Origin of the sequence: Nostoc sp. UHCC 0302, assembly GCF_038096175.1 — a bacterium.
Taxonomy (GTDB): domain Bacteria; phylum Cyanobacteriota; class Cyanobacteriia; order Cyanobacteriales; family Nostocaceae; genus UHCC-0302.
This window is the reverse complement of record NZ_CP151099.1, coordinates 1,130,247-1,143,104: the sequence shown is the minus strand read 5'-3', so window position 1 is coordinate 1,143,104 and position 12,858 is coordinate 1,130,247. Positions and strand designations below refer to the sequence as shown.

The 12,858-nt window shown below is 39.5% G+C and carries 14 protein-coding genes; 6 read left to right on the top strand and 8 right to left on the bottom strand.

The window, feature by feature from the left end:
• Positions 1-294: 294 nt before the first annotated feature.
• Positions 295-501 carry a hypothetical protein gene (locus WKK05_RS04735; RefSeq protein ID WP_341528628.1) on the bottom strand — a complete coding sequence of 69 codons (207 nt, stop codon included), beginning with the start codon at positions 499-501 and terminating at the stop codon, positions 295-297.
• Positions 502-1,261: 760 nt separating this feature from the next.
• On the opposite strand from WKK05_RS04735, the gene WKK05_RS04730 reads away from it, so the two are divergent.
• Positions 1,262-1,906, top strand: a complete 645-nt coding sequence (locus WKK05_RS04730) for a TetR/AcrR family transcriptional regulator (protein WP_341528627.1) — start codon at positions 1,262-1,264, stop codon at positions 1,904-1,906.
• A gap of 398 nt (positions 1,907-2,304) precedes the next feature.
• On the opposite strand, the gene WKK05_RS04725 is transcribed toward WKK05_RS04730, so the two are convergent.
• From WKK05_RS04725 to WKK05_RS04695, 7 genes are all read right to left on the bottom strand, one after another.
• Positions 2,305-3,246: an IS982 family transposase gene (locus tag WKK05_RS04725; RefSeq protein ID WP_341525064.1), complete on the bottom strand. Its 942-nt coding sequence runs from the start codon at positions 3,244-3,246 to the stop codon at positions 2,305-2,307.
• 632 nt (positions 3,247-3,878) lie between these two features.
• Positions 3,879-4,517 carry a histidine phosphatase family protein gene (locus WKK05_RS04720; RefSeq protein ID WP_341528626.1) on the bottom strand — a complete coding sequence of 213 codons (639 nt, stop codon included), beginning with the start codon at positions 4,515-4,517 and terminating at the stop codon, positions 3,879-3,881.
• Positions 4,518-4,779: 262 nt separating this feature from the next.
• Positions 4,780-4,938, bottom strand: a complete 159-nt coding sequence (locus WKK05_RS04715) for a hypothetical protein (protein WP_341528625.1) — start codon at positions 4,936-4,938, stop codon at positions 4,780-4,782.
• Position 4,939: 1 nt separating this feature from the next.
• Positions 4,940-5,152: a hypothetical protein gene (locus WKK05_RS04710; protein WP_341528624.1), complete on the bottom strand. Its 213-nt coding sequence runs from the start codon at positions 5,150-5,152 to the stop codon at positions 4,940-4,942.
• Between the two features lie 372 nt (positions 5,153-5,524).
• Positions 5,525-6,409: an aspartoacylase gene (locus WKK05_RS04705; RefSeq protein ID WP_341528623.1), complete on the bottom strand. Its 885-nt coding sequence runs from the start codon at positions 6,407-6,409 to the stop codon at positions 5,525-5,527.
• 52 nt (positions 6,410-6,461) lie between these two features.
• Positions 6,462-7,493, bottom strand: coding sequence for a glutathione S-transferase family protein (locus WKK05_RS04700; RefSeq protein WP_341528622.1), 1,032 nt, complete (start codon positions 7,491-7,493; stop codon positions 6,462-6,464).
• Between the two features lie 74 nt (positions 7,494-7,567).
• A complete protein-coding gene (locus WKK05_RS04695; protein WP_341528621.1) occupies positions 7,568-8,092 on the bottom strand; it encodes a DUF937 domain-containing protein in 525 nt (174 codons plus the stop codon).
• Between the two features lie 339 nt (positions 8,093-8,431).
• Here WKK05_RS04695 and WKK05_RS04690 point away from each other — a divergent pair, with 339 nt between their 5' ends.
• The 5 genes from WKK05_RS04690 (at position 8,432) to WKK05_RS04670 (ending at position 12,857) form a co-directional block, all read left to right on the top strand.
• Positions 8,432-9,985 carry a GTP-binding protein gene (locus WKK05_RS04690; protein ID WP_341528620.1) on the top strand — a complete coding sequence of 518 codons (1,554 nt, stop codon included), beginning with the start codon at positions 8,432-8,434 and terminating at the stop codon, positions 9,983-9,985.
• A 34-nt stretch (positions 9,986-10,019) separates the two neighbouring features.
• Positions 10,020-10,256 (top strand): hypothetical protein, encoded by a 237-nt coding sequence (locus WKK05_RS04685; RefSeq protein ID WP_341528619.1) that lies wholly within the window; start codon positions 10,020-10,022, stop codon positions 10,254-10,256.
• Complete coding sequence (locus WKK05_RS04680; RefSeq protein WP_341528618.1) at positions 10,256-10,657, top strand: type II toxin-antitoxin system VapC family toxin; 402 nt, start codon at positions 10,256-10,258, stop codon at positions 10,655-10,657. The genes WKK05_RS04685 and WKK05_RS04680 overlap by 1 nt, the downstream gene beginning before the upstream one ends.
• A 114-nt stretch (positions 10,658-10,771) precedes the next feature.
• Complete coding sequence (locus WKK05_RS04675; RefSeq protein ID WP_341528617.1) at positions 10,772-10,900, top strand: hypothetical protein; 129 nt, start codon at positions 10,772-10,774, stop codon at positions 10,898-10,900.
• 232 nt (positions 10,901-11,132) lie between these two features.
• Positions 11,133-12,857 (top strand): serine/threonine-protein kinase, encoded by a 1,725-nt coding sequence (locus WKK05_RS04670; RefSeq protein WP_341528616.1) that lies wholly within the window; start codon positions 11,133-11,135, stop codon positions 12,855-12,857.
• Position 12,858: the final 1 nt, after the last annotated feature.

Here is a 12,858-nt window from a genome sequence, read left to right as displayed (position 1 = left end):
AAAAATTGTAAGTTTAGATTAGCTTGCTTTGGATTTGTCTATATTTATTTAGAATAATTTGTCTTTATAATTATCATTTTCCTTAAATTTATTTCTTAGTATACCCAAGGTTAAACAGGTAGCAAATATAAATACTGGAACATCCAAAGATGCTCCAGTACTGATAAGAATCGATATTTGTTACTTATTTATTCTTCAAGCGGAAGGGAATATCTGAAAAATTGGGAATATAGAATTCTAAATATTTTCAGATAATTAACCAAGGAAAGTTGAATAGTTACCTAAGCTTTAGGCTTACCAACCTAATGAAATAGCATTTTCAAAACCGAATTGTACTTCATCAGCGGTCAATCCAGGATTACCAAATACAACACCAGCGCCTAAGACGAACAGGTATTTGTTCAGGTTAAAGTTAACGATATCACCGTAAGTACCACCGCTGACAGTAGCAGATTCTTCAACTGTAATGTCGGTAAAAAGGGTGTTGTTGATAGCTTGCATGGTTTTTAATCCTTAATAAAGAGAGATGGAATTTACTAGGAGTTGATTGCTTTTTTTTAGCTGCTCAACTCTTTGCTTAATCAATACAATAAGTTGAAGTAGCTAGGTTAGTCATTTACACTTTGTGCAAACTTAATTGCCCAATTTAGAAAGCTCAATTGCATAATTATGACAGTGCTATGTCACAAAAATACATACAGCAATCAGATATCATCTAATCAGATATGCATTATATAGCAATTGCCAGGCATATAAAATATACCCCACCCGCGCGACAGCGCGGGTGGGGTTATTTTGTACCTCACTGGAGTTGGAAACGCTATATAACTTGATAAGTACTATTTCTACAAGCTAGTTTAATTAGACATTCTTGAAGAAGAATTCAGAATCAGTCTTCGTGAAGGACTGGTTATTATTTACAATAAAGTGAAAAGCTTATTCTGAAAAAGGCAACCTGCTGCCAGTTGGTTTAAAAATGGACTGTTATCGAAAAAATGTTCTAAAGATTCAATCTTCAAGCCGTCATCCACACAAACAATATTGACTCTGCTAACTTTAGTGAGCACAGTATCTCTACCCCATATCCAACAGAGGTTAATTTATAGCCATTTAAGTCTGCGCTAAATTAGTCAATTGCTATACTTTTTTATCTTGACTGATTTGTAAAATTATGTATTAAGTTTATCGTCATTTTATCTCTCTAAAATGCAACAACTTTTTAAACATAGATTATAATGCAAGTAAGTACTTACCAGCATAAATGAGTAAAACAGTCCGTTCCTCTACCCTTACCCGTGCGCGTTTGATAGAAGCGGCTTCACAGGTTTTTGCTAGTTTAGGTGTTCAAGGAGCAACTACTCGTGAAATAGCTCGTGTTGCTGGTGTAAATGAGGTAACTTTATTTCGTCACTTTGCTAGCAAAGAACAATTGTTAGGAGCAGTGATTGAAAATGCTTTGGCACTTCAAATAGAAGCCCTTGCTCAACCAGAAACATGGACACAGAATTTGAGCATTGATTTAACGCGGTATGCTCAGCTTTACAACACAATGCTAGAAGGACAAGAAGATTTGATTCGTACCTTTATTGGGGAAGCCAAACGTCATCCTGAAGCAGCCAAGCAAGTTATTCAACAAGCTACCAATCCTTTAAAAGAAAAGCTAATAGATTACTTGCAATGTAGCCAGAAAATAGGTACTGTCAGGTCTGAGCTTGATCCATATCCGGCAGTTGATATGTTTACGGGGATGCTGTTAGCTGGAATGCTCTGCCGCACAGTAAAGTTTGCTCAAGGTAACTATAGCCGTGATGACTATATCCAAACCTGTGTAGATATTTTTGTGCGCGGTATTAGTACTGTTCCTGTTTCAATCGTAAATGCAGCTATAACCCAGAAGGCAGAGTAAAAATTTGTTTTTAGCTATCCTGCCTAAACCCAAATCTAAAGCTCCAGCAGATAACGTTTTGGTTACTGGCTTGAGCTACACTCAATCTCAGGTTATACGTGACGGCGATCGCTAAATCTGATGAATACTATATTTTATAATTTAAAATGCAATTGCACAGACACAATATCCATTTGAAACGACTTACAACTCACAAGCGACTGTAACACCGATTACAGCAAACATTTTAAGAATAACAAGTCTTGGAGAAAACGTTAATGCACCTTATGGTTCAAATAGACTTGCAAATATAAGCTATGGTCAGTTGAACCCGAATACAGGTGTGCTTGTAATTGAGCCAGACTCAGCAAAGTTTGGTTTAGAGAACTTACTATTTGGCAATTTACGCCTAATGTGAATTAAATAGGTTGAGACTGAAAAGTGAGAACATTGATGCCAAAACGGCGGCGAAGCAATAGACGTAGTGTGTGAGATGCAACTTTGGCAGCAATATGTACACAAAAGCCATCAACAGTTTTATTAAGTAGGCGTTCGGGATTACGGCCAGTATTTTGAATTTCGTGAAAAACACCTTCAACGCGTTGGCGAACACGACTAATAAAACGTTTCAAAGCATGAGAATGTTGAAGATGCTGGTTATCGCGCTTGTTTGTCCAGATACGATTACCAGTGCGGCGAGCGATGGCAGCTTGCCAGTCGGCAGAAATAAAGCCTTTATCTGCGTAAATATCGCTGTGCTGAACCATCTCTAAAACAGCATCAGCGGCAATTCTTTCATCAGTATTAGCAGGTACTATGTCATAAGCAACGGCAATTCCATTCCACGTTGATAGCATTACTAGCTTGTAGCCAAAATAACTCATTTCTCTAGCAGCACATCGACCAGGGGCAGCGTTTCCGGCAAAGTCACTATATCGCTTGTCTCGTTTGAGTCCTAATACTGGTAACGGTTTAGTATCGAGAAGGAAATATTTTTCACTTCCTTCAACCAATTGCTCTACCCAACTGCGGCGTAAGTTCTCTAACATCCCATCTAATTTGCGTAACCGCCGATTAAATTGACTCTGGTCGAGTAAATTTGGAAACCATTGCTTGTAATTTCCCCTGATGAAACCAAGAAATTGTGTTTCTCCGGGAAATGGTAGATAATCCATGACCAATGCTAGTGTCATGATTTCGCTATCACTCATTCTCGTCTTCGCACCCGGTTTTATCAAAGTTTCATTTTTTACTTGCTTTTGATACCAATCATCGACTACTACAAATATTGTTGTAATTAATGTTCCAAAGTCTATGCTAGTCATGGGGGAAGTCTGAGTTAAAAGTCTGGTAACTTTCATCTTCTTACTTCTCCCGCCTTTTTTTCTAATTCACATTAGGCGTAATTTGATAATTTCTTCTCAAGGAGAAGATAAGTAATACCAGTTGGAAAAAAGAATGCGACAAATAGACCATTTGTAGAGGCGCGATTCATCGCGTCTTTACCCAAAGATGTATTACAATCATTAATTGAATTAGTATAAGTCGGTGCAATAAAACCAAACTATGTGAATAAAAGTAAATAAGGCTCAAACTCTTTTTCTTGCGGAATTTACCAAAGCAGGAATTGGTACTTTCATGTTGCAATTCCAACCTTTTGCCACAGAAATGGAGGGTTTTGCTACCGAAATCATACCAAGAGTGCGAGCGTTGCTAGATAGTGAAGAGATGTCTGCGACGGGCTGCGCCGCGAACAGTAAGATACACAGCTTCTCGGTGTAGTACTTTAAGGATGAAGGTGATTCCCTGACAATATTGAAGAGATGTACGAACTACCCCAATGGTTAATGGTTGACTATTTTGACGGTCTTGACTCAACCAGAAGCATGGGGTAACTTCAGATTAATTACTTTTTCTTGCCCTTAGATTTCTTGCCATTCTCCGGTGAATTAAATCCTTTTGTGTTGGTCTTCGGTTTTTGTTTAAGGGACTATTATGTTCCCGGACGAGAGCGAATATGATCGGGTATATGATGGCGATCGCCTAATATTTCTAACAAAGGGCCATTAACGTCAAATTTAACCATACTTACCGACGCAACCAAAATATTCACCCGATAACGATAGCGTCCCAAATCAATTCCCAGTAAACTGCAAAGCATAATCCGAATCGTGGCTTTATGGGAAACTACTAAAACATTACCTTGGGGATGTTTCTCTTGAATTTCAGCAATTACAGGCATAGAACGGTTAGCAATATCTACCGCAGTTTCTCCACCTAGTGGTGCATTCCAAGCGGGTTCTGTCAACCATTTTACATAGTTTTCTGCGTAATTCTCTTGGATAAACGATTTACTCAAAGTTTCCCATTTGCCGTAACTACCTTCTCTAAGTCCGTCACGCAACTGCATATCCATACCGATAGCATCACAAAATGGCTTGGCAGTTGCAACTGTGCGCTTCATTGGACTAGCATAAACCGCTGACCACTTCAATTCTTGATAAACATCGGCAAAACTCTCTGCCATCTGCATCCCTTCAGAAGTCAACTCTGCATCGGTTTCACCGCAGAAATTACCACTTTGACTAAAAGTAGTTTCTCCATGCCGCAGTAAATATAAATTGAGTGTCATAGCTTGTATCGCCATTGGGATAAAGGAGTTTGTGCAAAATTGAAGAAGGCAGAAGGAACAAGTCACTTATGAGATTCAGACTTCTCCTGACTTGGAGCCATTGAACAAGAGTTCAGTCGGGGTCTTAAACCCAAGTTCGCTACGGTTACTCAACTGATGACAGAAGACAGTATTCCTTCTGCCTTCTGCCTCCTGCCCTCTGCCTTTGTTGATAAAATACCATCAATCTCGCAATCGAGTATGTGACAGCAGGACAAATTAATCAACCAAAAAAGTCAATCAACCACAAAGTTTTGAAATCGAAGACAAAAGTAGCGGCTTGAGCTAGTAAAAAATCAGCATAACCATGAGAGGCGATCGCACATTGCAGAAATAACTTGACCCTGAGCGCAGTCGAAGGGTCAAAAAAGCGTCGTTTCAACTTACCCCCAAAAACTGATACCAATTTTTTCTTGCAGTAGTTGGTACAGTTCGTCTAAGGTTGCATGATTATTGTTTTCGATTATATCTGCCAAAATTTCGAGTTTTTCTGGAGTTAATCTCAGTTTTACTCCCTCATTAAACTTTCTTGGTGCTACGTTTCCCGTATCACGATATTGCTTGGTAACTTGACTACAAAACTCAGAGCTACACAAAACCGTTTAGCTAGTTGGCGTTGAGAAATTCTCCCTTTTTATAAACATCATGATTTTTTGCCGTAAATCAATCGAATATGCTTTTATCAAAACTCAGATCAGATAATTTTACGTAACTATATCTCACTTATTTGAGAAACGCTATATAATATTAACAAATTTATAGATAAAAAAATAACCTCCAGTAATATTACTTTCCTGGAGATTTTAAGCAAAGACATAGGAATAGTGGACTATCTTAAACATTAACTTATCTTCTTACTAAAGCTAATTCCCTCCCTCTAAAGTGTAATACAAGATTAATTGTTTCAGTCATGGAAAATACAAAGTTAAGCTACTCATAAAAAATTAGACATAAATTATATTAGAAATCTATATATGAATTTGCTCCTTCTGTGTCAAACTCATTGCAACTCCCTTTTCGTAATAAGCCGCTTCATTGATAAAAATAGGCCAGACTGTTGATTTTCCTTCATAAACAATTGTTTGACCGTCAAATGTCAGGAACATCGGATTTCCTGGGTTCAGAGCTTCATAATCTCTGTCTTGAAGTTCTGGATGAATCATCCCAAAGATTGTACCATCCTCTTGTTTTGGGTAGTCTACACTCGATAAGTGGTGATATAAAGTCAGCGTTTCATTAATAGATGGAATTTTATCTTGGTTGAATCTTTGAATATAGTCCAGAACTGCATGAACAAGTGACTCTGTTTGTTGAAATAAATTCGCTTTTAAGATACCTTGGGCAATAGGGCCAACCTCAATTGCAAAGCCTAATTCACACAAAGAATTTAGAAATGGGTTTTCTTCTACTGATTGAAAAGAACAGCGATACACTTTAACCAAAGGGTTAATATGACTAAGATAAGCAGCCAATTTTAAGTTGAAGGGATGGCTATTTACCAAAATAATTGTTAAACCCATATTAGCAGTACTGCTGTGTAAGTCTAAGATGAAATCTACTTGTTCATACCCACCATAACCCAGGCTATTGTGAATTGATTTAGCTCGTAATTCTTCATAGTTATTGAGTTTGGGATCTTCTAATTCTTGCTTGAGAAAACTGCGGTTTAAATCTTTATCTACATATCGTCTTCCGACTGCAAAAGCTTTAGGATTTGCTAATAGAGTAACTGTCTCAAAACTATTTCTAGTAATCAAGTTAGGAAACTGAGCAAACTTTTTGATTAGGTAAGCTCCCGTGAACTCATTTCCATGAGTTCCGCCGACGATTGCAACTCGACTAATCTGCTTCACAATGACACCAACTCCAGAACACAGCCATCAAAGAATATGTTCTTAGAGTAACTTATGAAACTTCTAGTTTGCTGATATTCTCGCGATTATGTGGTTCGTTAAGATACTTCATATCAGGGCCATTAGGGATAATCCCACCAGGATTGAGTGGGAACAAGTTACCATAATAGTCCTGTTTCACGCTTTCTACGTCGCAGGTGTCAGCAACACCTGGAAGCTGATAGAGGTCACGTAAATAACTTCCTAGATTTGGATAATCCCGAATTCGCTGACGGTTGCACTTAAACAACCCATAGTAGGCACTATCAAACCGAAATAACGTTGTGAATAGGCGGACATCTGCTAGTGTGAGATTTTCTCCACATAAATAGCGGCTATTCTGCAAGACTGTCTCAATCTCATCAAGAGTTGTGAACAGTTCATTACAAGCCTGATTGTATGCTTCTTGAGTTTGAGCAAAACCGCAGCGATACACGCCATTGTTCACGGCATGATAAATTTTCTCATTCCACCAATCAATTTTTTCTTTGAGTGCTTGCGGGTAGAGATCCAAGTGGGGATTTTTTGCAAATTCATTAAGCTGAGAGTTCAACATCACAATAATTTCTGAACTCTCATTATTGACAATGGTTTTTGTTTGGTTATCCCATAGGACTGGAACTGTAGAACGACCAGTGTAGCCGGGTTCTGCTAATTGATACAGTTCAGCAAGTGTTTGAAAACCCTGTCCTTCTTCATTGAACACCCAACCGCCTTGTGTGGAAGAAGGATAGACTATACAAACTGATATTACTGCTTCGAGTCCTTTAAGCGATCGCACAACCAGGGTTCTATGCGCCCAAGGACAACTCAACCCAACATAGAGTGTATAACGTCCCGCAGCTGGTGGGTAAGGATTCCCATCTGCTACGCCGATAAAATTGCGAAACTGGCTGTTAGGACGAATATATTCTCCTGACTGATTGCGGGGAGCCAGCTTAGACATCATTATCTGCCACAGAGTAGTCCAAACAAACTTACCCAACCAAATAATCAGCTTTGGCGGGAGTGACTTACCCTTTTTCTTCAATTGGTCATTTGTCATTTGTCATTTGTTATTGAGCATGGGGCATTGGGCATTGAGACAGACGCGATTCATCGCGTCTCTACAACGCGTGATTACCGTCCCATATGGCGACTAGCTAACTGGATGGCATCAGCAATATCAACATCGCCATCACCGTCTGCATCTAGGAAGGAATTCAGCACGGAGTTTCCGCCACTTTGGGGATTTTGAGCATTAGCACCAGATTGCAAGAAATTCAACACAATTGGCACAGCTATAGGTAGCAATTGTTGAATAATACCAGCATCTAATCCACTGCGCTGGGCAGCAACTTGAGCTACTTGTTGTTGTATCTGAGGAGAAAACAGCGAATTCACAGCTTGGGGATTAGGAGAAGTCCCAGCATATTGATTTACTATGGCTTGCGCTTCTTCGTTACCAGCTGTATCTCGTTTCTGTTGTAGGGAAGAACGCACATAACTACCCACAACACCCAAAACAGATTGGATTGTTGAGGGATCTGTACCAGTGCGATCGCTCAGCTGATTGACAGAATTGATGATACCTCCCAACTGACCTAAATTACCTTGTTGATTGGGATTGGCAACGGCCCCAAGAATTTGGTCAAAAAGTCCCATAAGTTAATTTCTCCCTTTGTTCTGATTTACCTAACAGTCTCACAAAAAGCCTGCTAAAACTTCAAGTGACTTGTATAGGCGAACTTTAATCAGTCCACCAGAAAATTTTTACACGCCAGATGCTGCTTCACTATTATGAAAAAATCAACTTTTAAAAACTAGAACCTTAAGAAAGAGAAATCGTAGACTGAATCCAGTCGTAAGAGTTTAAAAGTAAATTTGATACCATAAGCGCTCTCCGTTTCTCAAAAACTGCTTTTGTCTACCCTGGTGAAAAACACTGAACCTATTAAGATTAGAAGCATCTGCCTACTGAATAACCACTAGTTTTTATCATCCATGCCTCTGTCGCGCATAGTAACGCTGATTGTCGGTCTAATCGTCATTTTGGGCTTAAGCCTGTGGCTGATTGATTCCCTCTCACGCCTCTACTGGCAGTTATCCTATTCGCCGCTGTTAGGTAATTTGCTGCTGTTGCTGCTGATTTTGCTCATCGGGGCATTAGTTGCCGCCTTTGTTTATTATGTGTTGGTGATGCAAGCTGGAGAAAAGCGATCGCGCCGTGGTTCTCGGCGAGTTACACCAGCGCAAATTCCCGCTGCCAAATCTGATGCGGCTTCTTCAACTCTGCAAGCTGTGCGGCAACAGGTAGCCCAAATTCAAGATGAAGTGGCACGCCAAGCTTTATTAAGTCGCTCAAGAGAGATTGAAGTAAATTTAGCACGCGGTGAGATTCAAGTCGTGGTGTTTGGTACAGGGAGTGCTGGCAAAACTTCTCTAGTTAATGCCATTATGGGGCGCATGGTGGGGCAAGTAGATGCACCGATGGGAACAACCCAAGTAGGAGAAACCTATTGTTTGCGGTTGAAGGGATTAGAACGCAAGATATTAATTACCGACACGCCAGGAATTTTAGAAGCAGGAGTGGCGGGAACAGAACGAGAACAGTTAGCGCGGGAACTGGCGACAGAGGCAGATTTATTATTGTTTGTAGTGGATAATGACTTGCGGCGTTCAGAATATGAGCCGCTGCGAGGATTAGCAGAAATTGGCAAGCGATCGCTCTTGGTTCTCAACAAAACTGACTTGTATACAGACGATGATAAGGAAGCCATTCTCGCGAGGTTACGTCAGCGGGTGCTAGGATTTATCGCTCCTAATGATGTGGTGGCGATCGCTGCTAATCCTCAATCTGCACAATTAGAAACTGGGGAAACTTTCCAGCCGGAAGCGGATATTGTCCCCTTGCTGCGGCGAATGGCTGCTGTTTTACGGGCTGAGGGTGAAGATTTGGTGGCAGATAATATTCTCCTACAATCTTTGCGTTTAGGAGATGAGGCGCGAAAGCTCATCGATGGGCAGCGTCGCCGTCAAGCTGACAAAATTGTTGAGCGATTTCAGTGGATTGGGGCTGGCGTGGTATCAGTCACGCCTATACCAGTAGTAGATTTACTGGCAACGGCTGCTGTTAATGCTCAAATGGTTGTAGAAATTGGCAGAGTTTACGGTTGCGAATTGAATATGGAGCGAGGGCGCGAATTAGCTCTTTCTTTAGCAAAAACTATTGCTAGTTTAGGCATTGTTAAAGGAGCAATTCAATTATTATCTACTGCATTACAACTTAATGTTGCTACTTTTATTATTGGTAGGGCAATTCAAGGTGTAACAGCAGCTTATTTAACAAGAATTGCCGGGAAAAGTTTCATTGAATATTTTCGTCATGACCAAGATTGGGGTGATGGTGGTATGACAGAAGTAGTGCAGCGACAATTTCAAATTAACCGCCGGGACGAATTTATTAAGGCTTTTATTCAAGAAGCGATCGCACGCGTAGTCAAACCGTTACAAAATCAAGCTGAGGTGGTTGAACATGATGAAGAAGCACAGAGTTAAGATGTTATATAAATAGATAAGAGGTAAAATAACAATGGATAAAACAATAACTCTTGAAGACGCATTAGAGCTAATAAAACAGCTTTCATTGATAGATAAAATACGCTTAATAGAGCGAATTGCCCCCCAGATTGAACGCGAGTTAACAAGTATTCAGTTTAAACCGCGAAAGTCGTTACGAGGATTGTGGCGAGGTAGTAATATTTCTGAATCAGATATTGCCCAAATGCGGCAAGAAGTTTGGCAAAACTTCCCGCATGAGGATATTTAATGTCCCATTTGGTAACAGATACTCACGCACTAATTTGGTATTTAGAGGATAGCCCAAACCTTAGCGTTGCCGCTAACGAAGCATTTGACAAGTGCGATAGGGGTGAAATTATAATTTACATACCAACAATTTGCTTAGTCGAAATAGTTTACTTGCAAGAAAGAAGACGAATCTCAGCAAATATGAAATATCAGCTAGATACTGCATTAGCTGATAAAAGTAGTGGGCTAGAGTTAGTCAATTTAACAACTGAAATCGTTGATGCACTGGCTACAATACCACGCGATACTGTTCCAGATATGCCAGACAGGATTATTGTTGCTACAGCTAAGTATATGAACTTACCTTTGATCAGTCGAGATGCCAAGATAATTTCATCTGGAATAAGTATTGTTTGGTAAATAATAAATTGCGATCGCACGCGTAGTCAAACCGTTACAAAATCAAGCTGAGGTGATTGAACATGATGAAGAAGCCCAGAGATCAGACAAATAGCATTATTTTATATTGTAAACATGAGCAAATATAAAATTTTAAAACCTGACCAGAGCTATACTTTTAGTCGCATTATATCCCCGACTTTTCCCGATTTAAAAATAACAGCTAACCAAATTTTTCAAGCTGGTGAAGTTATTGAAGATTAAATATTAATATTAATTTGCAATTGAGCGATCGCCTTGTTGTCCACAGAACTTACGCTCACAGAATATGCTGTTGGGTAAAATAATTATATCATATTTCCTAAGTATAAATACCGTGCTAAATTAAGCTTGCATTTAAGTAATCATCTTTCTAAAGATATATTCTTCAAGCATTCCGGAAACAAAAAGCGACACCAGAAAATCTAAATAAAAGGACTTACTGAGTAACCAGCTCATGACCCACCACATGATCGGTAGAGTACTACAAGGGCGTTACCAAATTATTCAAAGTTTGGGTGCAGGCGTTTTCGGACAAACATACATAGCTGTAGACACAGATTATCCAGATAATCCCAAATGTGTTGTTAAGCAGCTCAAGGTTAGTAGTTCTCAATCCAGCTATTTGGATATTCTTAGGTTACGGTTTCTAACTGAAACTGAAACCCTCAAGCGTTTGGGACGCCATCAACAAATTCCAGAATTCATCGCCTGCTTTGAAGAACACGAGCGATTCTATTTAGTACAAGAATATATTGAAGGCCATGCATTGACTGCGGAACTGCCCATTGATGAACAATGGGGGAGTCTGTGGAGTGAGAATGAAGTTATCGAATTCCTTAAGGATGTCTTGGGTATTTTGGAATTTGTTCACTCTCAAGGCGTTATTCATTGCGATATTAAACCGGAAAACTTAATCAGACGTGCTGTTGATGGCAAGTTGGTTTTGATTGACTTTGGCTCAATTGTGCCAATTGATTTTGGCATGGATGCAGAATTGCCTATTTATCGGATTCCTGTCACTTCATTGGGGTACATACCGCCAGAGCAATTTATTGGTAAAACGCAGCCTAACAGTGATATTTATTCTCTAGGTATGATTGCCATTCAGGGTTTAACAGGACTAGAACCACTGCAATTAAAAGTTGATACTTCTACTAATGAAAGTGCGTGGCGTTCTCAAAACACGCCAGTAAATGATTATCTAGCAGCTGTCCTCAGCCAAATGATCCGTTACAATAGCCTAAATCGCTTCCAATCTGCGAGTGAGGTACTGCGGGTACTTAAGCAAATAGTATCGGAAACTCCGCAAACTGTAGAAACAACCTATACAATCGCTGAAGCGGCAGTTAAGGATGATAATTCTAACCAGTATTCTGCATCTGGGAAATCATCCCCACTATTAACAGGAATGAAAGTAGGACTGGCTGCTAATTCTTTATTGATGGGATTTAGTGTCTATTCTCTAGCTAATACCTCACCAGCGCACTCAGAGACAGATACTTTATATAAAGCAACAGAAGAATATCAAGCAGGAGATTTACAAGAAGCGATCGCTTTAGTTAAATCAATTCCCTCTCACAGCAATGTTTATCCAGAAGCTCAAGCCACAATCGAAGAATGGCAACAGCAATGGCAAGTTGCTGCACAGCATTACCAAGCTGCTGAACAAGCTTTAAATCAGGGAAGATGGTCAGAAGTACTGCGTATTGCTCCTAAAGTTCCAGATATTTTATATTGGCAATCTAAAACAGATCAACTAGTTCAACAAGTACACATTAAAATTGAAGCCGAGACAAAATATTTATTATCAAAAGCTTATGAAATGGCTGGTGCGAAAGAATTTTCTACTGCATTAGAGTATCTGCGGCAAATCCCTGAAGAAAGTTCTGCTGGTGCTTTAGTTCAAAAAAAGTTAGCTGAGTACAATAAAAAGCGACAAATCAGGGCAGCTTATTTTTTACATAATGCTAATAAGAAAGCATCTGTTGGTGACTTTAATAGTGCTGTAAAATTTTTGGGCAAGATTCCTAAAGATACTCAAGTTTACGCTCAAGCTCAAATCAAACTAAATGAGTATACTCAAAAGCAACGTCTGCAAACTCAAAGTCAGAATTTAGCTGTAAATCATGTTTCTGCCGCCCACAAAAAAAAATCAGCTACTAAAACCCTAATTTTTTAAC